Here is a 21,926-nt window from a genome sequence, read left to right on the forward strand (position 1 = left end):
TCTCTGCTTGTTCCGACCCTGTCGTGACTTCCGGTGGTGCAACTCGCGGAGGCCTCTGGATGCCCGCGATACCGGATCGGTGAGGTGCTGGTGCGTGGAGCTCACCGAACACGGTGATCCGATTCATGACGAGGTCGGAACCATCACTCGCACGGTAGAGGGACGTGACCGCAAGGATGACGTCGGCTTCAGGCGTTCGTAGCGACGGCATGCCGGTGTGATGAGCGGTTCCTTACCCGCACGAAACACGATGACTCGAGCCCGAAAACTTCGGCCCCCAAGCTGTATCCGGCACCGTATACAGCACTGCATCCGAAATGGGAGCGATCACATGACCTCACCGCACCCGTCGACGCGCGACTGCCGTTCCTCCGGCAGTTCGGGTTCGGCCTCCAGCATGTCCTGATCATGTACACCGGATGCATCACCGTCCCGTTGGTCTTCGGCGCGGCCGTCGGACTCGACCGCGACACCATCGCGATGCTCATCAGCGCCGACCTGCTGATCGCCGGTCTGATCACCATCGTCCAGAGCCTCGGTGTCGGCAAACTCGTCGGCGTCCGCCTGCCCATCGTCTGCGGTGCGACCTTCGCCGGCCTGACGCCGATGATCCTCATCGCGAAGGAATACGGCCTGCAGGCCGTCTACGGCTCCATGCTGATCGGCGGCATCATCGGTCTCGCCCTGGCCTGGCCGTTCGCCAGGATCATCCGGTTCTTCCCGCCGCTCGTCACCGGTGCCGTCCTCACCGTCGTCGGTATCTCGCTCATCGGCGTGGCAGGAGGACTGATCGTCGGCACCGACCCGTCGTCTCCCACCTTCGCCTCGCCCACCAACATCGCCCTGGCCGTGCTGGTCATCGTCGTCGCCGTCGGATTCCTGTGCCTCGGTCGCGGCATCTGGGCGCAGCTCGGGATGTTGATCGCCCTCGCGATCGGCACGGTCGTCGCGGTTCCGCTCGGCTTGATCGATCTCGGCGGCGTGACCGGCTCCTCGTGGGTGGGTCTGCCCGCGCCCTTCCACTTCGGTGCACCGGAATTCCCCATCACCGCGGTCGTCGCCATGAGCATCGTCATGGCCGTGGTCTTCGCCGAATCCACCGCGAGCATGCTCGCCGTCGCCGAGATCACCGGCAAGCGCGTCAGCAAGGGCGACATCGCCCGCGGACTCGCCGGTGACGGGGCGTCCGCTGTGCTCGCCGGTGTCTTCAACGCCTTCGTCGACACCGTCTTCACCCAGAACGTCGGTGCGGTCGCCACCACCCGCGTCTACAGTCGCTACGTCACCGCCACGTCGGGTGCGATCCTCGTGGTCCTCGGTGCCCTGCCGAAGGTGAGCTCGGTGGTCGCGGCGCTGCCGAAGCCGGTGGTCGGCGGTGTCGGCCTGATCCTGTTCGCCACCGTCGCCCTCGTGGGCATCAACACGTTGCGCTCGGTGGACCTGTCCGACCGCATCAACTCCACGATCGCCGCCGTCGCGGTGGGTGTGGGTCTGCTGCCCGAACTCGCCGAGGGCATGTTCGAGCGCTTCCCGTCCGCCGCGCAGATCCTGCTCGGCAGCGGCATCACGCTCGCCGCGATCGCGGCGTTCTCGTTGAACCTGCTGTTCAACCACACTCGTCTCGGGACATCGGCTCGCGCGTCCCGGTCCGGCACACCGGCCCCCGTCACCTCGGCCGGCACCCCCTCTCCCCACGGAGTTGCCCATGAACCAGTCGCCGTCTGACGCCTTCGTCGTTCCCGCCGTCGACATCGGCCCGTACGTGCGGGCCGGCGGCGACATCGGCCCGGACGTCCGGGCCGGCGAGGACGCCGAACGCGCTCGTGTCGCCCGTGAGATCGACGAAGTCTGCAGTCGCGTGGGATTCGTCCAGATCCTCGGACACGGCATACCTGATCCGGTGGTCGACGGCCTCGCCGGCGCCCTCGGCGACTTCTTCGGCCTGCCGATGGACGACAAGCAGCAGTACCGGGTGGTCGGCGCGAACCGCGGATACAGCCCGCCGAAGAGCGAGTCACTGAGCCTGAGCCTCGGCGTCGAATCCGCCGGCCGCATGAACGATTTCTTCGAGGCATACAACGTCGGCGTGAAGGCCCGGTCGTTCCCCCACCTGGACCCGTCGGAGGACGACTACGGACTCAATGTCTGGCCCGACGTCCCCGGCTTCGAGGACCGCGTGCAGACCTATTTCGCCGAGGCCTCGCGGGTCGCGCGGACCCTCACCCGGATCTTCGCCGACGCGCTCGGGCAGGCCCCGACTACTTCGAGCGGCTCACCGACCACTCGATCGACGTGCTGCGCATGAACAACTACGCGCTGTCCGAGGGCACCGTCGACCTCGACGGCGATCTCACCGGCATGGGCGAGCACACCGACTTCGGGATCGTCACCGTGCTGTGGGCCGACCGGGTCGCGGGCCTGCAGGTGCTCCGCTCCGACGGCATCTGGCACGACGTCGAACCGCTGCCCGGTGCCCTGCTGGTCAACCTCGGCGATCTCACCGCCCGCATCACCGACGACCGGTGGATGTCGACGCTGCACCGCGTCATGCCGCCGATCGTCGACGGCAGGATCCGGCGCCGTCGTTCGGTGGCGTTCTTCCACGACGGCAACGTCGACGCGGTGGTCTCCATCCTGCCCGAGTATGCGGGCCCGGAGCCCTACGAACCCATCCTGATCCGCGATCACATCAAGGCGAAGCTCGCCGGGTCGTAGCACGGCAAGGCCAACACCGCTGCAGTGCGCGAAGCCGCCCGTGTGCTGGCGGCGACGGGGGAGAACCGCGCGTGAGTCATGTCGTGCTCGTACACGGTGCGTGGGCCGGAAACTGGGTGTGGGACACGCTGCTCGAACCGCTCCGCCGGGCCGGGTACGTCCCGCACCCGCCTACGCTTCCCGGTGTCGGATCGTGGGGCGTCGACGACGTGACGTTCGACGACGTCGCCACGGTCGTGGCCAACCACGTTGCCGGACTTGACGGTCCGGTAATCCTCGTCGGCCATTCCGGTGGCGGCATCGTCGTCACGCAGGTCGCGGAGATGCCGCCCGAGCGTATCGCCGGGGTCGCTTACGTGGCGGGGATGATGCTCCTGTCCGGGGTCGACTTCGGGATGCTCTGCGACGGAATCGGTCTCGAAGCGCCGGTGGGGATCTCGCGGTGGCTCGAACCCACCGAGGACGGTCGCGGCACTATTGTGCCACCCGGGGCTGGCGCGGCGGTGTTCTTCCACGAGGCGGACGCGGCCGACGCGATCGGTGCCGCACGCCGGCTCGTGCCGCAACTCGAAACCGCCCGGCTCATGGCGCCCACCTGGACACCGGAACGGTTCGGAAGGTTGTCACGCCTGTACATCGAAGCGACACTGGATCATTCGGTCCCGGTCGTCACCCAACGGGAGATGCAACACCTCACGCCGGGTGCGCAGGTCGTGTCGCTCGAGTCCGACCATGCACCACAGCTGTCCGCCCGCGACGACCTCGCGGTGGCGCTGGTGGATTGGTGCACCGAGCGCGTCCGAACATAGTCCGGATCTACGCAACGAGACCGATGTTGTGTGCGAAATCCGGCCGCCGGAAATCGCATACAACACCGGTCTCGACGGGTAGGGGTCACTGCATGAGGCGCCAGATGCGGTCGCGGGAGAGCGGCAGCTCGTGCGGTCGTACTCCGATGGCGTTGCGCACGGCGTTCGCCAATGCCGGGGCGATCGGGTTGAACGGGGCCTCGCTCATCGACTTGGCGCCCACCGGCCCGAGTCCGTCGTAGGTGTCAGCGAAGTAGACCTCGGTACGCGGGACGTCCGCGAACTGCGGAATGTGGTAGTTGCGCAACACATCCGTCGTCACGCGACCCGCGTCGTCGGTGATGATCTCCTCGTACATCGACGCACCGAGTGCCTGCGCCGCGCCACCTTCGATCTGCCCACGGCACTGCTCGGGGTTGAGGACGGTGCCGGCATCGGCGGCCTGGACCGAGCGGAGGATCCGCACCTCACCGGTGCGGATGTCGACGGCGACGCGGAAGGCTTGCACGTTGAACGAGAGCGACCGCGGCAGACCGCAGTGCCTGCCCTCGGCGCGCAACCGGCCACCCGCGACCTCCAGTAACTCTCCCGGTGTGACGAGACGATCGCCGCACCGCACGCCGTCGGCCTGCAGTTCGGCCTGCTCCGGGTCGGTGACGGTCAGCTCCGCGGCGGCCTTGGCCATCCGGCGTCGCAGTTCGTGGGAGGCTGCCAGCAGGGCCTTCGACGCGACGACCGTGCCCGACGATCCGAACGCGCCGGTGTTGTGGGTGGTGACGTCGGTGTCGGACTGGTGGACGACGATCCGGTCGGGGGTGGTGCCGAGCGCGGTGGCCGCGATCTGGGTGTGGACGGTGGTGGTGCCGTTGCCGAACTCCGCCGTGCCCACCCGGGCGAGATACCTGCCGTCGGGCAGGAGTTCGATCGAGGCTTCGGAGATGTGCCCGTTGGGCGGGTTGGTCGCGATCATGGCCAGCGCCATACCCTCGCCGATCCGCCAGTGATCACCGGTCGGCGCGGGCCGGCCGCCGTGCGCGCCATCGCCCGTTCGGCAAGATCGAGACACTGGTCGAGTCCGTAGCTGCCGTACGTCAGGTCGGCGCCCTCGGGATGCGCCGCGACCAGCGGATCTCCCGGCACGATGATGTTGCGGCGCCGGAACTCGTACGGATCGATGCCGAGCTTGCCGGCGAGTTCGTCCATGGCCGACTCTACGGCGAAGATCACCTGACCGAGTCCGTAACCGCGGAAGGCGCCCGACGGCCGGTTGTTCGTGTACACGGATTCGGCGTCGACCCGCTTGTTCGGGCACCGGTACACCGCGATCGACTCCGTGCAGCCGTGGAACATCACCCCGGGGCTGTGGTTGCCGTAGGCACCCGCGTCGGCGAGCACGTCGATCACGAGAGCGGTGAGGACGCCGTCGGCGTCGGCGGCGAGGGTGACGTCGACCCGCATGGGATGCCGGCACGGAGCGACGGTGAGCTGATCGGAGCGGGTGAACTCCCACTGCACCGGGCGTCCCGTCCTCAGGACCGCCGCCGCGACGACGTCCTCGACCAGCATCTCCTGCTTGGCGCCGAAACCGCCGCCCTTCTCCTTGGCGTAGGAGTAGATGGTCTGCTTCTGGCTGTCGGTGGGCAACACCGTGCCCTGATCTCCCTCGAGATGTGCGGCGTCGAAATCGCCGTGCAGGCAGGACGAGACGCTCAGGTCGCGGATCTCGTGGCGGTCGGTGTCGCGCACGATGCGCACCACCCGGTTCTCTGCCTTGCCGTAGCGGTGCGGTCCGAGGACTATCCTGCCGGTCAGTTCGATCATGGTGGTCAGCTCCCGCGGTAGGTGGAATACGAATAGGGCGACAGGAGGAGCGGCACGTGGAAGTGGCTGCTGCCTTTCGGGATACGGAAGGTGACGGTCACCTCCGGATAGAAGGACGCGACTTCGCGGCGCGAGAACCAGTCGCCGGTGGCGAAGGTCAGGTGGTAGGTGCCTTCGGGCAGCGCGCCGGTGAAACCGGTGAGGCGACCGTCGTCGTCGGTGACGCCGGCGCCCAACGAGGTTCCGTGCGTATCGGTGAGGGTGACATGCAGTCCCACCGCGGGTGCACCGGCCGTCGCGTCGAGCACGTGGGTACTCAGGGTGTTCATGCGCGGCTCCGTGCGGTCTCGGTGACGATCCGTTCGAGGCGAAGTCGGGTGATCTCGGCGAGCGCCGCTCGCATCTCGGCCTTCTCGGTCTCCGGGTCGTTGTCGAGGCGACGTTCGAGGATCTCCAGCAGTTCCGGCGCCGTGCGGCCTGCCGCGCGGACGAGATAGACGTGCCCGAACCGTTCCTCGTACTCGCGGTTGCCGGCGGCGAGCCGGTCGAGGATGTCGGCGTCGGCCGTGGCGACGGCGGACTGCTCGCGACGGGAAGCAGCGTGTTCACTGCGTTCGCCGATGCGCGGGTGGCCGGCGAGAGCGTCGGCGAGGTCGTCACCGTCGAGGTTCTCGGCCGCGGCAGCTGCGGTGGTGAGCAGCACGGTGCGCGAACCGAACGGGCGCGCTGCGACGACGGAGTGTGCCCATGTCCGGCTCGAACAGCAGTCGAGCAACAGAGCGACGGCCTCGTCCTCGGGCATCGCATCGAACCGGGCCGTTGTGAGCTGCACGGACCCTCCTTTCGTCGGTGCATTCGATACTGTCCGGTGGGCGTGCGGCGGGGGAGGTACAAGCGCTACAGAGTTCGGTCCGCCGCGGGTGCGCCGGTTGGATGATCGGCCAACGAGGTGGTTGCGCCGTGAACGTTTTTCTGGAATAGTTCCATTTATTGGATTTATTCCAGAAAAAAGTGGGCGACCCGGATGGGTCGCAGGGTTGAAGGAGTGATCACATGTTCACCGCCGACCGTCCTCGAGCAGTGACGCTTCCGCCGGTCGTGCTCGGCGGACTGCGGCCTCTCTACCGGCAGATGGTCCGCAACAACGTTCCGGCCGCATCGTTCGAGCACACCGCAGGACGGGCCGTCTTCGAGATCTGCCTGATCGCGGGGGAGCACGGTCCGCAACTGCAGGTCCGCGCCCGCGACTTCGGGATCGACTTCACGCTCGCGATGACCACGCATTTCCGTATCGCGCCGGTGATGAGCGACGACCAGTACCGGGTGCTGTGCTCGGTACTCGCACCCGGCGCCGATCCGGCACCGGGCATCGTCCTCGACTTCCTGCAGCAGGTGGTCGTGCAGTCGCCCGCGGTGCTCGCGCGGACGCACACCTGCGCCGCCTGACGGGCAACCGAGGATTCGAGCCCGGCCGGGCTCGACCTGTATCGGGGCAGGGCGTCAGAGCAGGGTCGTGTCGAGCGCGGCGATCGCCGCGGGATCCGCGATCACCTCGAGCGCCACGATGCGACCGTCCTCGACGGTGAAACGGAACACCGACCGCACGATCCCGCCCGGCGCCCATGCCGCCCCGGGCAGGCCGTCGATCGTCGCGGGCACCGCGCCGCGTGCGCGGTCGTGGAAGGCGTGTGCCACCGTGTCGGCGCCGCGCAGTTCCGGCTCGAGTGCGGGGCCACCGTGCAACCGGCCCGTCTCGGCATTCGCTGCCGCCACGGTGTCGGCGCGGAGCACCACGTCGGGATCGAGCACCGAGAGCAGGTCCTCGAAACGGCCCTCGCGGGCCGCGACGAGGAAGGCGTCGACCACCCGACGCGGATCCCCGGCACCCGGTGACGCCGTGCGAGCGCCGCGCACCCGCCGCCGGGCACGGCTGGCGAGCTGACGCGTCGCGGCGGGGGATCGGCCGACGACGGGCGCGATCTCGTCGAACGGCATGCCGAACATGTCGTGCAGCACGAAGGCGAGACGTTCGGCGGGACCGAGTGCGTCGAGGACCACCATCATCGCGATACCGATCGAATCCGCAAGCACTGCTTCGTCTTCCGGATCCTCGGAGCTGTCGTTCCGTCGAGGCGATTCGACGGGTTCGCCGACGACTACCTCGTGACGCGCCGAACGCGCACGCAGCATGTCGAGGCACACGCGGCTCATCACGGTGGTGAGCCAGCCGCCGAGATTGTCCACGGACTCGGTGTCGGCGCGAGCGACCTTCAACCAGGTCTCCTGCACCGCATCGTCCGCCTCCGCCGCCGACCCCAGCATCCTGAAGCCGACCGCGCGCAAGCGCTCACGGTGTGCGTCGAACTCCCTCGCCAGAAATTCCTCGTCCATCGTCGTCACATTCTTCCGTCGGGATCCGTCAAGGAAGTGACGGATCCCGAAGAACCGATGTGACAGGAGCGGACGATGGAAGCACGAATGAACAATCCCGTGATGGTGCTGCCCGGCACCCTCGACGCATTGCAGGCTGCGGGCCGGACCTACGAGAACACCGGACTCCCGGCCCGCACGGTCCACCTGGTGCACCTGCGGGCCAGCCAGATCAACGGCTGCAGCTTCTGCGTGGAGATGCACACGCGTGAAGCACTGGACGACGGGGAAAGCGTCGAGCGGCTCACGGCGGTCGCGGCCTGGCGCGAATCGCGACGATTCACCGAGGCCGAGCGCGCCGCACTCGCGCTCACCGAGGCCGTCACGCGGATCGCCGACCGGCCCGAATCCGTCTCCGACGAGGTGTGGAACGCCGCAGCCGACATCTACGACGAGAAGCAACTGGCCGCGCTGGTCATGCAGATCGCGACGATCAACATGTGGAACCGGGTCAACGCCACGATCCGGCAACCGGCCGGAGCCGCACCCCGGAGCTGAGACGACGAACGGTCCGGCAGGAATCCTGCCGGACCGTTCGGGGTGGTGCGTCTACAGCGAGCCGGGTCTACAGACCAGGGCGCTTGCCGACCGTGAGCGTGACCTCTCCGGTGTGCGCGAAGAAGTCGTTGCCCTTGTCGTCGACGACGATGAAGGCGGGGAAATCCTCGACCTCGATCTTCCACACTGCTTCCATGCCGAGCTCTTCATACTCGACGACCTCGACGTTCTTGATGCAGTCGAGCGCCAGACGCGCGGCCGGGCCGCCGATGGAGCCGAGGTAGAAACCGCCGTACTTGTGGCAGGCGTCGGTGACCTGCTTGGAGCGGTTGCCCTTCGCGAGCATCACCATCGAGCCGCCGGCGGCCTGGAACTGGTCGACGTAGGAGTCCATGCGACCGGCCGTCGTCGGACCGAACGAACCCGACGCGAGGCCTTCGGGGGTCTTCGCCGGACCGGCGTAGTAGACGGGGTGATCCTTCAGGTACTGCGGCATCTCCTCACCACGGTCGAGGCGCTCCTTGATCTTCGCGTGCGCGATGTCGCGGGCGACGACCAGCGGGCCGGTGAGCGACAGGCGGGTCTTGACGGGATGCTTGGACAGCTCCGCGAGGATCTCCGGCATCGGCCGGGTGAGGTCGATCTTGACGGCTGCGCCCTTACCGGTGCCGGAGATGCCGTCGGTCTCGGCGTCGAGCCGGCTGTCGGTGACCTCGGGCAGGAAACGACCGGGCTCGAACTCGAGCTGCTCGAGGAAGACGCCCTCGGGGGTGATCTTGGCCTTGGCCTGCCGGTCGGCCGAGCACGAGACGGCGATCGCGACGGGCAGCGAGGCGCCGTGGCGAGGCAGCCGGATCACGCGGACGTCGTGGCAGAAGTACTTGCCGCCGAACTGCGCGCCGATACCGATCTTCTGGGTCAGCTCGAAGACCTTCTTCTCGAGCTCGTGATCACGGAAGCCGCGGCCGGTCATCGCACCCTCGGTGGGCAGCTCGTCGAGGTAGTGCGCCGATGCGTACTTGGCCGTCTTGAGCGCGAACTCGGCGGAGGTGCCGCCGACGACGATCGCGAGGTGGTAGGGCGGGCACGCCGCGGTGCCGAGCGACCGGATCTTGGCCTCGAGGAACTGCATCATCGAGTCCGGGTTCAGGATGGCCTTCGTCTCCTGGTACAGGTACGACTTGTTGGCCGATCCGCCGCCCTTGGCCATGAACAGGAACTTGTAGGCGTTCTCGTGGCCCTTCGCGGTGTCCGCGTACAGCTCGATCTGCGCCGGCAGGTTGTTGCCCGTGTTCTTCTCGTCCCACATCGTCAGCGGGGCGTTCTGCGAGTACCGCAGGTTCAGCTTCGTGTACGCGTCGTACACGCCGCGCGCGATGGACTCCTCGTCGTCGCCCGGGGTGAGCACGTGCTGGCCACGCTTGCCCATGACGATGGCGGTGCCGGTGTCCTGGCACATCGGCAGTACTCCACCGGCCGCGATGTTCGCGTTCTTCAGGAGATCGAGTGCGACGAACTTGTCGTTGTTCGACGCCTCGGGATCCTCGAGGATGCTCGCCAGCTGCTTCAGATGATCCGTGCGCAGATAGTGGGAGATGTCGTGCAGCGCGGTCTCGGTGAGCAGGCGCAGGGCCTCGGGCTCGACCTTCAGGAAGGTGCGGCCGTCGGGTCCTTCGACGGTGGACACCCCCTCGGTGGTCAGGAGCCGATACTCGGTGGGGTCTTCCCCGATCGGCAGCAGGTCCTCGTAGAGGAAGTCGGCCATTGTTTCTCCTGGAAGAGGGCTGGTGATCGCCATACACGTTAGCGGCGCGGACGCAAGGGGTTGACAACGGGGCATGTGACGGACTCGGCCTGCACTCCGAATGTGACCCGGATCTCGCGGTGTTCGGGGGTGTGTCCATGACGTCGAGAGTGGGAATCCTGAAAGGAATCGAGGCCGGAGTGGTCTGCGTCACGGCGCCCGGCCGGCCCCGAACCGTACACTTGACCGGATGTTCGAGAATTGCCGGAGGGATTGCACGTGACCGTAGAAATCGAACGGTTGCCCTCGCCCGAGGCCGGACGCCTGCCGTCGCTGGCATGGCTGCCCCGTTTCCACGCGTGGATCGATCTCGCCGTGGTGATCACGGTGCTCGTCACCACCAATCTCATCGCCCACTTCACGACGACGTGGGCGTCGATCGCGACCGTGCCGATCGCAGCCTGCGTGCTGGTCGCGATGATGCGTCGACGCGGCATGCGCTGGTCCGAACTCGGCCTGTCGCCCCGGCACTGGAAGCGGGGGACGCTGTACTCCGTCGCGGCCGTGGTTCTCGTCCTGACGGTAGTCGCCATCGGTATCGCTCTGCCCTTCACCAGGCAGTTCTTCCTCTCCGAGCGCTACGCCACGATCTCCGGCGCCCTGGTCGCCTCGATGATCATCATCCCGCTCCAGACCGTCATCCCCGAGGAACTCGCCTTCCGCGGAGTGCTCCACGGAACCCTCGAGCGGGTGTGGGGCGCGCGTGGGGTCTTCGCCGCGGGATCCCTGTTGTTCGGCCTGTGGCACGTCGCGTCGTCGTTCGGGCTCACCGCGGGCAACGCGGGCCTCAGCGCGTTCCTCGGCGCCGGCCTGCTCGCGCAGGTCGCCGGCATCGTCGGCGCGGTGATCGCGACTGCCGCGGCGGGCTTCGTCTTCACGTGGCTGCGCCGGCGCAGCGGCAGCATCCTCGCGCCCATCGCCCTGCACTGGTCGCTCAACGGGGCGGGCGCGCTCGCCGCCGCACTCGTCTGGCACGCGACCCTCAACTGATGGCGCTGGCGGTCTGCCTCCTGTTCGACACCGAGACCGATCGCGCGATACGGCGATTGTGGGGCCGGCTCGAGGACGACGGCATCCCCACCCTGCTCACCCACACACACCGCAGACACGTCCCGCATCTCTCCTATGCGGTGCTGCGAAGCTACGACCTGCTCGACGTCGTCGCGGCTCTCGGGGACGTGCCCGACGGGGGACCGGTCCGGGTCTACATCGATGCGCTCGGATTGTTCCGGCGCGGTCGCGCGTCGCTCGTGCCGGCCCCCTCGGCCGAACTCGTGCAGCGGCAGGCCCGCGTCGTGCAGGTCGTGACGGCGACGGGAGCGGACCTGCACCGCTACTACATACCCGGACGTTGGACCCCGCACTGTTCGCTGAGTCCTCGAACCAGACGCGAGGAACTCGACCGTCTCGGTGCCGTCGTATACGACGTGCTCCCGATGGAGGCGACGCTGAACCGCGCGGTGCTGATCGACACCGCCAGCGGCGAGCACACACCGTTACGGGTGATCCCGTGACAGGAATTCAATCCTCGGGATTCTCCACCCACGGCCCGTACGGCGGCGGTCCCTCGCTCTGGATCTGCAGGCCGAAGTGCGGACAGTGCTTCCACACGTAGCCGTGCAGGACGTGTTCCTCCGAGGTCGCGGTGTTCATCAGTACGACGTCGCCGGAAGGGCGATGTTCGAGGGCGAAGCCGGAACCCCGCTCGTCGAGAACCCACCATTTCGCAGTACTCATGTCGGTGTCCTCCGCATGATCCGCTCGGCAGCAGCGCACCTCCCACGTTAGCGCGGAACCTCCACGTACGAGGCGGGATCGAGATGCGAACCCCGCACGAGTGCCTGCGACGTCGCGGCGTCGGCCGGGTAGAACGCCTCGATCGCGAGCTCGGATACCGTCACGTCGAGGGGAGTGCCGAACAGGGTCGTCGTACTCAGGAACGACAACTCGCCGCGCTCGGTGCGCAGACGGAACGGCACGACGAGAGAGTGCGGGACGTCCTCGGGGGCCGGGTCGTCGCAGGGATAACCGACGAGTTCGCCGTGCAGCCGCTTCAGTTCCGGATCGCCGGTCGCCCCGATCTGGTGCTGCAGGCGGGCGAGGAGGTGGGCGCGCCACTGTCCCGCATCGGCGATGCGCGGGGCGAGGCCGCGCGGATGCAGGGTCAGTCGCAGGACGTTCACCGGTGGCTCGAGCAGTTCCGGAGCGCACCCCTCGACGAGTGCGACGACCGCGTCGTTCGCGTCGACCATCGTCCAGTGCCGGTCGACGACGAGCGCAGGAAACGGGTTGTGCAGGGTGAGAATCCGGGTGATCGCATCGGAGACCGCGGACATCGGTACATCGCCGAGGTGATGCTCGGGATAGGCCGGTGCCAGACCCGCCGCCAGGAGGATCGAATTGCGTTCGCGCAACGGAACCTCCAGATGCTCGCACAACGTGAGCACCGTCCTGCGCGACGGACGCGACCTGCCGGTCTCGACGAAACTGAGATGTCGCGGCGAGATGCCGGCGGTGTGCGCCAGGGCGAGCTGGCTCAGCCCGCGTCGTTCCCGCCACGTCCGCAGCAGCGCGCCGGCATGGGGAGCGTCGACCGTGGTCATGCCCCGAACGTAGACGGCAGGGGGAGCGGTCACCATTACTTTTCGGGTAATCGACTCCGTGCACCGAGGGGGAGCACGGTGGTCCCCATGAACGCATACGCAGTGGCTCATCTCCGCAAGGTCGACTTCGGCGACGACATCGTCCGGTACCTCGAGAGGATCGACGATACGCTCGTTCCGTACGGCGGTCGCTTCCTCGTGCACGGCACCGATCCCGAGGTGATGGAGGGGCCGTTCCCCGGCAATCTCGTCGTGATCGAGTTCCCCGATATGGAACGAGCGCGCGGCTGGTACCACTCGGCGGAGTACCAGGAGATCCTTCCCCTCCGCACCGAGAACTCCGATGGATCGGCGATCCTGGTGCAGGGCACCCCACCCGGCTACCGCGCGACACACTTCCTCGACAAGGTGCTCGGCGCCGAGCGGTGACCGGTACGGGCGGCGGGAGTTCAGGGCACGATGCCGGCGGCCCGTGCGGGTTCGGCGTAGGCCCGCGCCAACGAGTCGACGGTGTCGTGGGCGTTCAGTCCACTCGGATTGGGCACCACCCACAGTGGGACGTCGCCGATCGTGTCGTCCTGCCGCCCGGCCTTCGCCTTGCGGCGCCCGAAGGCCGCGCGGTAGGCGGTGATGCCCGCGACCGCCACGGCGCGGGGCCGGAACTCCGCTACCACCTTCGCCAGATGACGTCCGCCCTCGCGGAGTTCCTCGTCGGTGAGTTCGTCGGCGCGGGCCGTCGCGCGCGGCGCCAGATTCGTGATTCCCACACCCCGCTCGAGCAGGTGGTCGCGGTCGGCGTCGCTCATGCCGGACGACGCGTCGATGAGCCGGTCGACGATGCCGGCGCGGAACAGGGCGGGATAGAAGCGATTTCCCGGCCGCGCGAAGTGGGCTCCCGTCGCCGCGGTCCACAGACCCGGATTGATCCCGACGAACAGCAGGCGGCAGCCGGGTGCGACGAGATCGGGGATCACCGCGTCGCGGAAGGACTCGAGTTCGGCTCGTGTGAAACCCATCCTCCCAAACTAGCCGGAGTCACACTCCGTCCGACGGGAGCCAGGCCCCGTGCAGGCCGGCCGGAACGCGGATCGGCAGACGCACCCGCGCGATCGGACCCGCCGCCGGGTCGGTCTCGGGGAAGACGAGGAACCAGCTCGTCATATCCGCCCGGTCGGTCGCGATCGCGCCCCAGTAGCCGCCCGATCCGCCGCTCAGACAGGCGGGTTCGCCGGGGGAGAGCGTCTCGTGCGCCCAGACCGATTCCGTGCCGGACGCGACGTCGAACCAGAAGAGTGAATCTGCTGCTCCTGCAGGGAGTTTCTGTGATCCGCTGCGTCCGATGGTCGCGACGACGGAGTGTTCGAGGGTGGTCGACCGGTCATCGATGCGGGGGAACTCGATGTCGCGTTCGTACAGGGTCGTGCGGGTCACGCCGTTGCGGCCGATCACGGCGCGACGCAGCACGGAGCGGTTCGGGCCCGACTTCTCGGTCAGCGCGCCCGGATAACTCCACTCCACGTAGTCGAGCGCGACATCCCCGTCGGGCAGGTCGAACGCGTTGGCGGTGTGCCACATCCAGAAGGTGTCGGTCGAGAACCAGCGCACCGTGCTGCCGTCGCGGGGCACGAGCGCGACCCGCACCCCCAGGTCGGGCTTCCAGTCGAGCGGCGACCCGCCGGAGAAGATCTGCGAGAGATCGAACACGAGCGGAGCCAGGATCAGGACGATACAGGTCGGCGTGAGCGCCATGTCGTGGATCATCAACGGCCGGTCGGCACCGTCGACCGGGGTCGCCGCCCGCGTCACCGTCCCATCCGGTGCGACGGCCGACCAGGTCAGATACGGCGGGTCGAGCATGTAGCAGAATGCGATCATCTCCCCGGTGCGCGGATCGATCTTGGGGTGCGCCGTCAGCCCGACCGGCAGGGTTCCGTCGAAGGTCTCGCGTCCGAGCGTCTCGAGTTCGGATCCCAGGGCGTAGGGGGGCGCGGCCTCGGCCATCGCCATGAGCCGTCCGCCGTGCCGGACGATGTTGATGTCGGGCAGTTCACGCATGGTGTTCGCCAGATCCGGGCCGACTTCCTCCGCCGGAGGAAAATAGGGATCGGTGATACCGGCCCACAGGGCACGGCCCGCCTTCTCCTCCGCGACGACCTGCGGGGTTCGCACGAACCGGTTCGTGTAGCGGGCGGTGCCGTCGGAGATCTGCACGCGGTGGACCATGCCGTCGCCGTCGATCGGGTGGACGTAGTGACCGATCGGGTCGAAGCGCGGATTGGGACCGTTGCGGAGATAGCTTCCGTGCAGGTCGGCGGGAAGTTCCCCGCGAACCTCCAGATCGCGGACGTCCACTTCCTCGCGTTGAGGTGCGAACAGACCACTGAGATGCGGATGGTGTGCCAGGTCGACAGGCGCCGGACGATGCATGGCGGCTCGCTTCGGTGGAGGCGAAAGGTTCCGTGGGGAAATCCTAGAACCGTGGGTGGGGGTTCGGTTCGTGATTCGACTCGCCAGGTCCTTCACCCGCGGGTGGGGGCCGTGCATCGGATAAGGTTGTTGCCTACGTGCAGGACCGATAGTGCGGCCGCACGGCCGCGACGTTAGGGGAAGGTGTGCAGCGCCGGAACGCGATCGGACACTCCGTCCGGAACACCGGGGGTGGCGAGGCCACGGTGCCGCCGTACACGGATCTTCTCTGGCCGACCGTGCAGGCGGTGATCGAGCTCGGCGGGTCCGGTGTCATCGAGGAGATCGATTCCGCCGTGATCACCCGGACGGGACTGTCCGAGGCCGCGCAGGCGGTGCTCCACGGCGACGGCCCCGGGACCGAGATCGAATACCGGCTGGCCTGGGCCCGGACCTACCTCAAGGGCATGGGCCTGCTGTCGAACACGCGCCGCGGCGTGTGGAGCGTGACCGAGCGCGGTCGCGCCGTGCGCGAGTCGGAGATCAAGCCCATGCAGGTCGCGTACACCGCCGAGAAGCGGCGCAAGCGGCTGGTACGCAACGTCTCGCAGGGCGCGCAGGTCGTGCCGCTCGCGGCTGCCCCCGAGGATCCCGAACTGTGGCGTGAACCGGTCCTCGCTGCCGTCGCCGACCTCTCGGAGGACGGTTTCGAACGACTCGCCACCGCGGTTCTGCGCGCGGCGGGATTCACGACGCTGACGATTCCGGCACCGGGTGGATCCCCCGCCCCGGAGAGCGCCGGCCACGTCGAGGGCACGGGTGTCCTGCGCATCTCGCTGCTGAGCTTCTCCGTCTTCTTCCGTTTCCTGCGCGCACCGGAGAAGGCGGGTGCCGACGTGGTCCGCGAGTTCCGTGCCGCGATGGTCGGGCGCGGAGAGAAGGGCCTGCTCGTCTCCACCGGATCGTTCACCGAGGACGCGCGCGCCGAAGCGCACCGGCACGGTGCTCCGCCCATCGATCTCGTCGACGGCGACGGCTTGTGCGATCTGCTCGAGGAACACGGCCTCGGTGTCCGTTCCACCGTGCGGACGGTGGAGGACGTCGCCCTGGTGCCGGCCTTCTTCGCCGAACTGTCCGGTCGCTGAGCACGTCCGCTTCCCCGGGACCGGCGCCGGAGCGGCGACCGGTCGAATTCCCCGGTGTGGCCGGTGGGACGCCCGTGATTGTGATGCAATACGGCGGACGTACACACGGCGATACGAAGGACAGGTTTCGATGACCCTTTCGCGGCGGGACATGTTGCGGTACGCGACGCTCGGATCGGGCGTCGCGTTGATCTCTGCGCTCGGCGCACCGGCACTCGCCCAGGGACGCCAGGTGCTCGGAACCATCGTCGACTATTCGGCCGCCGTGCCGTCGCCTTCCTCGATCCGGGCCGCCGGCCACATCGGCGCCATCCGATACGTGTCCGATGCGCGGCCCGACGCCGCGTGGATGCGGGCCAAGCCGCTCACCGGATCGGAGGCGGACGCGCTGATCGGCAGCGGACTCGAAGTGGTCTCGTGCTACCAGTTCGGCAAGGCCGGGACCGCCGACTGGCTCGGCGGCTACGAGGCGGGTCTGAAGCACGCCCGGCGCGGTCTCGAACTGCACTATGCGGCCGGGGGACCGGCGGGCCGCCCGATCTACGCCTCGATCGACGACAACCCGAACTTGGAGCAGTTCACGACCCGCATCGTGCCGTACCTGCTGGGCTGGCAGGAGGTCGTGGGAGCCGGGAATCTCGGTGTGTACGCCAATTCGCCGACCATCGACCGGGCGTCGGCGGTATCCCTCGGGTCCTTCTACTGGCAGCACGACTGGGGCACGCCCGAGGGCTACATCCATCCGAGGGCGAACCTGCACCAGATCCCTGGCGAGGTCCGGATCGACGGTATCGGCGTCGACATCAACCACGTGCTCACGCCCGACTACGGTCAGTGGTCGCTCGCAGGAAGCGCACCGAGCACCGACCCGGGGCTCCTGGGCAGCTGACGCCCGGAGTCAGATCTCGTCGGCGGCTCGCAGCGTCCGGCCCGCCGACGGAATCAGCGCCGTGAACACGAGTGCCAGCACGGCCGCTGCCACCGCGACGAGGAAGGTGGCGCGGAAAGCGTCGAGGGCGGGGACGACGGCGTCTCCGATCTGCTGGGTCATCGCCGCGAGGATCACGCCGATCACGGCCGCGGCGCTCGTCGTGCCGATCGAGCGCATCAGGGTATTGAGACTGTTGGCCGCGGCGGACTCGCGCAGCGGAACGGCACCCATGATGAGCGCCGGCATCGCGGCGTAGGCGAGGCCCACACCGGCGCCGATGAGCATCGACGCGCCTACGATGTGCCAGACCTCCCGGTACAGCACATACGCCATGAGGTAGCCCAGGCCCACGAACGCCGCGCCGCAGCCGAGGGTGACGCGGGCCCCGAACCGCGTCGTGATGCGGGCGGAAACGGGAGACAGCGCCATCATGACGATCCCGGCGGGGGCGAGCGCGATCCCGGCGGTGACCATCGTCTGCCCGAAGCCGTAGCCGGTCTCCACGGGTGCCATCAGGAGCTGTGGGAACGCCAGGATGTTCGAGTACATCGAGAACCCGAGTGCCACCGACGCGAGGTTCGTCATCAGGATCGGCCGGCGTGCGGACAGCCGCAGGTCCACGAGCGGTCGCGGCACCCGCAGTTCGTACAGGCCCCAGCCGAGGAACACCACGAGCGCCCCGGCGAGCATCCCGACGGTGGCAGGGGAGGTCCACCCCCAGTCGTTGCCCTTGGTGACGGGCAGCAGCAACAGCACGAGAGCGACGGAGAGTGCCAGCGCCCCGGCGATGTCGAAGCGTCCCGGATTGCGGCGCGACGACTCGGGTACGACGAGCAGGATCGCGGCGATGCCGACGAGTCCGAGCACCAGGGACGCGACGAACAGCATGTGCCAGTCCGTCACCTGGGCGACGAAGGCGGCGAGAGGCAACCCGATCGCGCCGCCGACACCCATCGTCGCGCTGATCGTCGCCATCGCGCCGGGCAGGCGGCGCGGGGGCAGTTCGTCGCGGAGGATCGCGATACCGAGCGGGATGGCGCCCACCGCGGCGCCCTGGAGGGTACGGCCCACGACGAGCGGGATCAGCGTGGACGACAGTGCGCACACGGCCGAACCGAGGACCATCGTCGCCAGCGAGGCGAGGAGCATTCGGCGCTTGCCGAACATGTCGCCGAGGCGACCGCTGATCGGGGTGACCACCGCGCCGGCGAGCAGAGTCGCCGTCACGGCCCAGGATGTGTTCTGAGGAGTCGCGCCGACGAGCACCGGAAGCCGGGGGAGGATCGGGACGATCAGGGTCTGCATGAGCGCGACGCTGATCCCGACGGTCGCGAGGACCGGCACGATGCCCCGAGGAGCGGGAACCTCCCTGGTGGGGATCGGTGTCTCTACGGCCATGCGGCTCCTCGGTCCGGGGCCGGGTGACGCGGCCGACGACAATTCGTGCGCGATACGAATGATGATCACATCGTGTCTAACACGGCGGAACCGACGATCCCTAGCATCTTCCCGCAGTCCGGTCCGGTGCAGACCCTCCTGTCGTCAGGCCTGACAGTGCCGGTCGGGCTCGGATTCGACGACGGTGACGGAGAACGGCGGATGGTCGTCGGGTACGGAATGGTCGCCGCGCCACGACAGCAGCGACCAGCGCGACAGGCCCGACAGCGCCGAACCGAGGCTCGCGAACGACAGCGAGGACAACATCGAACCGAACGATCCCACGGAACCGACGGACAGGACCGACCCGCAACTACCGATCGACAGGATCGAATACGAGGAACCGATCGACAGGATCGACCGTTCGGACGCGATCGAGAGGATCGAACGGTCGGAGAGGACCGAGCGGCGGGAATTCACGGACTTCGACGGGCTGCGCGACGCGGTGAAGGCCATGCTCCGGTCTATCACGCACGGCGGCCGCGAGGGAAGGGACGGAGGTCGAGGAGAAACGACGAAGACCGCCGGAAAGTGTTTCCGGCGGCCTTCGATGCGTCGAAGTGTTCTTCGTTCGATCAGGGAACCGCGACGAGACCCACGGTGGGCAGGAAGGTGCACGAACGCGGGTCGGCGCCTTCGGCCTGTGTGGTGATTCCACCGGAGATCACGGCGAGGACCTGACCCGAACCGGTGTCGGCGATCGTGCTCAGCGTGGTCGGGCCGTCGGGGTTGATCCGCGCGTCGTTGGTGAGCGGCTGCGTTCCCGTGCGGCCGTTGGAGACATTGACCCAGCTCAGCGTGAGCGGCTGCTCCTGCACGTCGGCCGCGGGAGCGGTGCCCAGAGCCGTGAAGACGAAACCGGTCTGGCCTGCGGCCGGTCCGGGCGGGGGCAGCTGGGACGGACCTGCAACCGCGAGGGCTGTGCCCACGGAGTCCCGGCCGTCGCCGATGCAGCCCTTGCCGATGGTCGGGTACAGGAACTGCGAGATCACCACGGCGCCGGGCTCGGGAAGGTCGGGTCCGCCGCCGCCGCTACCGTCGAGGAACTTGATGACGCGCTGGAGCGTGCTCTTCACCGACTCGGGGAGCTGGGAGTTCTCGAGCAGTTCCTTGGCCTGCGCCAGCAGATCGTTCTTGCCGTCGGCAGCGTCGGCGACATCCGCGGGGCCCGCGGCGGCGCCGATGATCGCGGGTGCGAGGGATGCCAGTGCCTCGACCTCTTCGGGATTCGCCCGGACTCCGGCCAGAAGGTCGGTCAACGACTCGACGGACAGATCGGCGGGAATCTCGAACCGGGGCAGCTCGACGAGCCTTGCCAGATCCGGCAATGCGGGTGGAGCCGGTTGCGCGACGGCCTGCGTAGGCACGGCCAATCCCGCGGTGGCAGCGAGCGCGCACAGCGTGAGCGCCCGTCGCATTCCTCGAGTACGAAGCACTGTTCCCCATCCTTGTCGTTGAAGCATCCGGACGTTCGGTACGAACGGTCGGATGCTGACGGCTCGAGGAGACACTCTATGGACCCCCCGCACACGGGACAAGCCTTCCGTTTCGGAACGGCACGCCCATCGCTGGTTCGGGATTGTAACCACGGGCTGTTCCGTTCCTCGGATCCTGTCGAACATAACCCGCCCGGCCTGAGAAGATTGTGACTGTAGATGAAATCGTTACGGGAGTGAAGTCCGGTTCGTTCGCATGCCGATCGGAACGGTAATCTCCTTCGCCGGGTCCGGTTCACCGGACGGACGTTCGACGGGAGAGGCCGCACCGCAGTGCCACGAGGGTTTGCTTCGCACCGGATGCGGTGGTGCGCGGCGTTACTGGCGCTGTCGGTCGTCGTCCGTCTGGCCTGGGCATTCATCACGCCCAACGGGATGAACCTCGTCGACCTGCACGTCTACGTCGACGGATCGGCCGCCTTGCTGCAGGGGAACCTCTACGGATTCACCTATTCGGAGGACACCCCCGACTTCCCGCTGCCGTTCACCTATCCGCCCTTCGCCGCGCTCGTCTTCCTGCCCCTGCACCTGATCCCGTTCGGTGTCCTGGGCGTGGCATGGCAGCTGCTGACGGTCGCTGCGCTCTTCGCCGTCGTGCGGATCGCTCTCGAACTCGTCGTGAGCGACGGTGATGTCGACGAGGACGGCGCTGCCGCGCCGGCGCGGAACCGGTCGTGGACCGGTACCGCGATGGTGTGGACGGCCGCGGGGATCTGGACCGAACCGGTTCGCACCACACTCGACTACGGGCAGATCAACGTCTTCCTCGTCCTCGGCGTGATGCTCGCGGTGCGCAGTTCGCGGTGGTGGCTGTCGGGGGGTCTCGTCGGTGTGCTCGCCGGCATCAAGCTCACGCCCGCGATCACCGGGTTGTACTTCCTCGCGCAACGGCGCCGGCGTGAGGCGGTGTTCTCCGCCGTCGTCTTTGCGGGGACGGTCCTGGTGAGCCTGCTCGTGCTCGGCTCCCAGGCCGCCACCTACTTCGGCTCCCTCCTGGGCGACGCGGACCGGATCGGGCCGGTCGTCTCGGTGTGGAACCAGTCGCTGCGCGGAGCCCTGAGCCGCGTCGCCGGTGAGGACGTGGGTCTCGGCCCGGCGTGGCTGCTCGCCGTCGTCGTCTGCGCCGTCCTCGCGTTCGCGGCGTGGCGGTCGCTGCGGCCGTTGCCCGACGGAACCCACGATCGCCTCGGCACGCTGCTGGTCGTGCAGCTGTTCGGTCTGCTCGTCTCACCCATCTCGTGGGTCCACCACTGGGTATGGGTGGTTCCGCTGCTGCTGTGGCTGGTCTACGGCCCTGCGGCACGCACGCTCGGCGCCCGCGTCGTCGCCGTGTGCTGGGCGGCGGTCACGCTGATCGGCGTCCCGTGGGTGCTCAGCACGGCGCAGGACTCGATCTGGGACGTCGAACGCCCCGCTCCGCTCGCCTGGCTGGGCGCGGTCAACGTGGTGGGTGTCCTTGCCGTCTACGTCGTCATGATCCTCGCCGGGCGCACGGGACGGGACGAGCAGGCGACTACGGACCCGAGTGTCGGGCCTCCTCGTCGATCCGGCGCGCAAGAGCCGGATCCGACTCCGTGATGCCACCGGCGGAGTGCGTGCTCAACGCGAAGGTCACCTTCCGCCACCTGATGTCGATGTCCGGATGATGGTTCGCCTCCTCGGCGACGACGGCCACCCGGTCGACGAGCGCGATCGCGTCGGGAAAGGTCGGTGCCTCGATGGTGCGGACGAGCGACCGTCCCGCGCGGTGCCAGTGCGGCAGCTCGGCCAGCGCGGCGTCGATCTCTCCGTCCGTCAGCAGCTGGGACATGACTCATTCTGGGACGATGCG

General features: G+C 68.1%; 22 protein-coding genes and 2 pseudogenes. 11 read left to right on the forward strand and 13 right to left on the reverse strand.

The window, feature by feature from the left end; genetic code table 11:
* Window positions 1-408 precede the first annotated feature (408 nt).
* The 3 genes and pseudogenes from A8G18_RS00300 to A8G18_RS00310 all read left to right on the forward strand — a co-directional run bounded on the left by A8G18_RS00300 (window position 409) and on the right by A8G18_RS00310 (window position 3,524).
* Complete coding sequence (locus A8G18_RS00300; RefSeq protein WP_425337680.1) at window positions 409-1,725, forward strand: nucleobase:cation symporter-2 family protein; 1,317 nt, start codon at window positions 409-411, stop codon at window positions 1,723-1,725.
* A pseudogene (locus tag A8G18_RS00305) lies at window positions 1,706-2,790 on the forward strand (isopenicillin N synthase family dioxygenase). The gene A8G18_RS00300 and the pseudogene A8G18_RS00305 overlap by 20 nt, the downstream one beginning before the upstream one ends.
* Window positions 2,787-3,524: an alpha/beta fold hydrolase gene (locus A8G18_RS00310; protein WP_064062271.1), complete on the forward strand. Its 738-nt coding sequence runs from the start codon at window positions 2,787-2,789 to the stop codon at window positions 3,522-3,524. The pseudogene A8G18_RS00305 and the gene A8G18_RS00310 overlap by 4 nt, the downstream one beginning before the upstream one ends.
* A gap of 85 nt (window positions 3,525-3,609) precedes the next feature.
* Here the strand turns inward: A8G18_RS00310 and A8G18_RS23175 are convergent.
* From A8G18_RS23175 to uraD, 3 genes and pseudogenes are all read right to left on the reverse strand, one after another.
* Window positions 3,610-5,345, reverse strand: a pseudogene (locus A8G18_RS23175) (xanthine dehydrogenase family protein molybdopterin-binding subunit).
* A gap of 5 nt (window positions 5,346-5,350) precedes the next feature.
* Window positions 5,351-5,674, reverse strand: a complete 324-nt coding sequence (gene uraH / locus A8G18_RS00320) for a hydroxyisourate hydrolase (protein WP_060651733.1) — start codon at window positions 5,672-5,674, stop codon at window positions 5,351-5,353.
* Window positions 5,671-6,177 (reverse strand): 2-oxo-4-hydroxy-4-carboxy-5-ureidoimidazoline decarboxylase, encoded by a 507-nt coding sequence (gene uraD / locus A8G18_RS00325; RefSeq protein ID WP_084421303.1) that lies wholly within the window; start codon window positions 6,175-6,177, stop codon window positions 5,671-5,673. Before uraD ends, uraH begins: the two co-directional genes overlap by 4 nt.
* Window positions 6,178-6,398: 221 nt before the next feature.
* Here uraD and A8G18_RS00330 point away from each other — a divergent pair, with 221 nt between their 5' ends.
* On the forward strand, window positions 6,399-6,791 hold the full coding sequence (locus A8G18_RS00330; protein ID WP_060651732.1) for a hypothetical protein: 393 nt from the start codon (window positions 6,399-6,401) through the stop codon (window positions 6,789-6,791).
* Between the two features lie 54 nt (window positions 6,792-6,845).
* Here A8G18_RS00330 and A8G18_RS00335 read toward each other — a convergent pair whose 3' ends face one another.
* Window positions 6,846-7,736, reverse strand: a complete 891-nt coding sequence (locus A8G18_RS00335; protein WP_064062272.1) for a sigma-70 family RNA polymerase sigma factor — start codon at window positions 7,734-7,736, stop codon at window positions 6,846-6,848.
* A 75-nt stretch (window positions 7,737-7,811) separates the two neighbouring features.
* On the opposite strand from A8G18_RS00335, the gene A8G18_RS00340 reads away from it, so the two are divergent.
* Window positions 7,812-8,273 carry a carboxymuconolactone decarboxylase family protein gene (locus A8G18_RS00340; protein WP_064062273.1) on the forward strand — a complete coding sequence of 154 codons (462 nt, stop codon included), beginning with the start codon at window positions 7,812-7,814 and terminating at the stop codon, window positions 8,271-8,273.
* A 67-nt stretch (window positions 8,274-8,340) separates the two neighbouring features.
* On the opposite strand, the gene A8G18_RS00345 is transcribed toward A8G18_RS00340, so the two are convergent.
* Entirely contained in the window at window positions 8,341-10,038 is a 1,698-nt protein-coding gene (locus tag A8G18_RS00345; RefSeq protein WP_064062274.1) for a fumarate hydratase, read from the reverse strand.
* Between the two features lie 279 nt (window positions 10,039-10,317).
* Between A8G18_RS00345 and A8G18_RS00350 the strand changes: the two genes are divergently transcribed.
* Together A8G18_RS00350 and A8G18_RS00355 are read left to right on the forward strand one after the other, a co-directional pair.
* The gene (locus A8G18_RS00350; protein ID WP_232284686.1) at window positions 10,318-11,067 is read left to right on the forward strand and encodes a CPBP family intramembrane glutamic endopeptidase; all 750 of its coding nucleotides are present in this window, start codon (window positions 10,318-10,320) and stop codon (window positions 11,065-11,067) included.
* Window positions 11,067-11,591, forward strand: a complete 525-nt coding sequence (locus A8G18_RS00355) for a 2'-5' RNA ligase family protein (RefSeq protein WP_064062275.1) — start codon at window positions 11,067-11,069, stop codon at window positions 11,589-11,591. Before A8G18_RS00350 ends, A8G18_RS00355 begins: the two co-directional genes overlap by 1 nt.
* Window positions 11,592-11,598: 7 nt before the next feature.
* On the opposite strand, the gene A8G18_RS00360 is transcribed toward A8G18_RS00355, so the two are convergent.
* The gene (locus A8G18_RS00360; RefSeq protein ID WP_016932581.1) at window positions 11,599-11,814 is read right to left on the reverse strand and encodes a hypothetical protein; all 216 of its coding nucleotides are present in this window, start codon (window positions 11,812-11,814) and stop codon (window positions 11,599-11,601) included.
* 47 nt (window positions 11,815-11,861) lie between these two features.
* Window positions 11,862-12,680, reverse strand: a complete 819-nt coding sequence (locus A8G18_RS00365; RefSeq protein ID WP_064062296.1) for a helix-turn-helix domain-containing protein — start codon at window positions 12,678-12,680, stop codon at window positions 11,862-11,864.
* A gap of 87 nt (window positions 12,681-12,767) precedes the next feature.
* Between A8G18_RS00365 and A8G18_RS00370 the strand changes: the two genes are divergently transcribed.
* Window positions 12,768-13,109, forward strand: coding sequence for a DUF1330 domain-containing protein (locus A8G18_RS00370; RefSeq protein WP_064062276.1), 342 nt, complete (start codon window positions 12,768-12,770; stop codon window positions 13,107-13,109).
* Window positions 13,110-13,129: 20 nt separating this feature from the next.
* On the opposite strand, the gene mug is transcribed toward A8G18_RS00370, so the two are convergent.
* Window positions 13,130-13,696 carry a G/U mismatch-specific DNA glycosylase gene (gene mug, locus A8G18_RS00375; RefSeq protein WP_064062277.1) on the reverse strand — a complete coding sequence of 189 codons (567 nt, stop codon included), beginning with the start codon at window positions 13,694-13,696 and terminating at the stop codon, window positions 13,130-13,132.
* Between the two features lie 19 nt (window positions 13,697-13,715).
* A complete protein-coding gene (locus tag A8G18_RS00380; protein ID WP_064062278.1) occupies window positions 13,716-15,107 on the reverse strand; it encodes a carotenoid oxygenase family protein in 1,392 nt (463 codons plus the stop codon).
* A 185-nt stretch (window positions 15,108-15,292) separates the two neighbouring features.
* On the opposite strand from A8G18_RS00380, the gene A8G18_RS00385 reads away from it, so the two are divergent.
* Together A8G18_RS00385 and A8G18_RS00390 are read left to right on the forward strand one after the other, a co-directional pair.
* Window positions 15,293-16,231, forward strand: coding sequence for a restriction endonuclease (locus A8G18_RS00385; protein ID WP_064062279.1), 939 nt, complete (start codon window positions 15,293-15,295; stop codon window positions 16,229-16,231).
* Between the two features lie 130 nt (window positions 16,232-16,361).
* The gene (locus A8G18_RS00390) at window positions 16,362-17,120 is read left to right on the forward strand and encodes a DUF1906 domain-containing protein (RefSeq protein WP_064062280.1); all 759 of its coding nucleotides are present in this window, start codon (window positions 16,362-16,364) and stop codon (window positions 17,118-17,120) included.
* 9 nt (window positions 17,121-17,129) lie between these two features.
* Here the strand turns inward: A8G18_RS00390 and A8G18_RS00395 are convergent, their stop codons facing one another.
* The 3 genes from A8G18_RS00395 to A8G18_RS00405 all read right to left on the reverse strand — a co-directional run bounded on the left by A8G18_RS00395 (window position 17,130) and on the right by A8G18_RS00405 (window position 20,017).
* Window positions 17,130-18,560 (reverse strand): MFS transporter, encoded by a 1,431-nt coding sequence (locus A8G18_RS00395; RefSeq protein ID WP_064062297.1) that lies wholly within the window; start codon window positions 18,558-18,560, stop codon window positions 17,130-17,132.
* A gap of 144 nt (window positions 18,561-18,704) precedes the next feature.
* Window positions 18,705-19,055 (reverse strand): hypothetical protein, encoded by a 351-nt coding sequence (locus A8G18_RS00400; RefSeq protein WP_064062281.1) that lies wholly within the window; start codon window positions 19,053-19,055, stop codon window positions 18,705-18,707.
* Window positions 19,056-19,174: 119 nt separating this feature from the next.
* A complete protein-coding gene (locus A8G18_RS00405; protein WP_016932572.1) occupies window positions 19,175-20,017 on the reverse strand; it encodes an Rv1157c family protein in 843 nt (280 codons plus the stop codon).
* 378 nt (window positions 20,018-20,395) lie between these two features.
* Here A8G18_RS00405 and A8G18_RS00410 point away from each other — a divergent pair, with 378 nt between their 5' ends.
* On the forward strand, window positions 20,396-21,673 hold the full coding sequence (locus A8G18_RS00410) for a mannosyltransferase (RefSeq protein WP_064062282.1): 1,278 nt from the start codon (window positions 20,396-20,398) through the stop codon (window positions 21,671-21,673).
* Here the strand turns inward: A8G18_RS00410 and A8G18_RS00415 are convergent.
* The gene (locus tag A8G18_RS00415) at window positions 21,609-21,905 is read right to left on the reverse strand and encodes a 4a-hydroxytetrahydrobiopterin dehydratase (RefSeq protein WP_016934742.1); all 297 of its coding nucleotides are present in this window, start codon (window positions 21,903-21,905) and stop codon (window positions 21,609-21,611) included. The genes A8G18_RS00410 and A8G18_RS00415 overlap by 65 nt on opposite strands.
* Window positions 21,906-21,926: the final 21 nt, after the last annotated feature.

The sequence above is a fragment of the Rhodococcus gordoniae genome (assembly GCF_001646655.1).
Classification (GTDB): Bacteria; Actinomycetota; Actinomycetes; order Mycobacteriales; family Mycobacteriaceae; genus Rhodococcus; species Rhodococcus gordoniae.